Source organism: Bacillus sp. BB081, from assembly GCF_008368895.1.
Lineage (GTDB): Bacteria > Bacillota > Bacilli > Bacillales > Bacillaceae_G > Bacillus_A > Bacillus_A wiedmannii.
Map to the genome: position 1 here is coordinate 1 of NZ_QOZX01000122.1, position 1574 is coordinate 1574.

Sequence of the window (1574 nt, forward strand, 5' to 3'; positions counted from 1 at the left end):
CTTGGAATAGGTCTTATAAGTTCAGTGCTATTTTATATCATTACAGAGAAAAGTATAAGCGTTAATTTTTACACTACAAATTATTTGTTTTATGTAAGTGGGTTGTTTGGTATCGGATTAATTATTTGTATAATGGGTGCAATAAAGAGTTTAGGTCCAGCATATACGGTGCTCATTAGTCTCATAACTCAATTAGTAGTTGCATTATGTATTGACACATTTGGGTTGTTTGGAATGGAGAGCATTCCATTACAAATAAATAAATTAGTTGGAATAGGTGTATTAATTGTAGGGGTAGGAATTTTTAAAAATCTATTTTCGAATAAGAAAGCTATTCATATAAACAAGGATAGGGTCTAAAGAATTTAAAGGGAAAAGGTGTTAATGATTAGAATAATTACACTTAGCTCGAATGGCTGAGGAACAATTAACTAGCCAATATAGATTAGACTAAGTTAAAGAAATGAAAAAAGAAACTATATATAAAATGGTTTCTTTTTTACATAAATTTCAAGATTTTTGATGGTGAACTAGAAAAATGGCTTCTCAAATTCTTTTAAAATCATCCTTTAAAGTGAAGTTAATACCATGGATATCATTAGATAACAAACCTCATATGATAAGTCAGAGGGTGTTTAAATAGCATTTCGTTTTTATTTATAGTATTTAATAAACTATAATACAACTTCATTTAAAGGTATTTTGATTCTTAATTAAAAATAAAGTGGAAAATTAAGAATATGTTTATGTGGTTCGGTATTAAAGCTAGGTAGCATAAAGATTAATAATACAAAGATGAACAACATATAAATAAAGTTTATTCATATGTTCTATCTCCTCTGCAATTCCTAGTATATTTGAAATCTATATATTTCTTCCTCATTCGTGGAAAATAAAACTAATGTTGGGACCAGTAATATTGTGGGGATTAGATAAAAATAGTTGTCCCTATATCGCCAGAATTTTAAATATTCCATTCGTTTTTTATGTTTTCTTTTTAAATTTTTGTACTGATGATAAGATTCTTCTCTCAATTAGATCTTTAAATAACGTAGACCTATTTGGTGCTTGAATTTCTTCCAACGTGTACTTTCCGAAAAATAGTGGTTCATAAATAGTCTTATCATTGTCCTCTGTTGTTAATTTCCCGACTTTTTGTTATCTTTGTCTAAAATTTGAAACACAGTAGGTTTTCAATTTTACATTTAAATTAGCATTATCTATTTTTGGAATTCAATTTGTACAAGTAATTGAATTGAAATTTTGATTGTTGGTTCTTGCGGTGGTACAGTATCTCCTGTTACTTTCGCTGTATTTTGAATCTTTTTTCCAGCTTGGTCCTTGCATTGAGTACCACTGTATTTTGTATGTTCTTCACTGTTTTCTCAAGTGTAATGATTAGATCTTGTAGAATTAAGAAATGACCTTCGTTCATTTCATTTTCTTATCTACTCTGATATTTAGATGCTAATTACAATTAAATAATATATGATTTTCATAAAAAAGATATAGTAATATTTTGTCGTTAATTGTACTAATTTGATATTTTATAGTATTATTTGTCGTGAATTATA

1 protein-coding gene is annotated in these 1574 nt (G+C 27.4%); it reads left to right on the forward strand.

What is annotated here, in order from left to right; translation table 11 throughout:
* Positions 1 to 360: DMT family transporter (locus tag DN394_RS28430; RefSeq protein ID WP_149294455.1), on the forward strand; the 360-nt coding region annotated here is incomplete at its 5' end.
* Positions 361 to 1574 lie beyond the last annotated feature (1214 nt).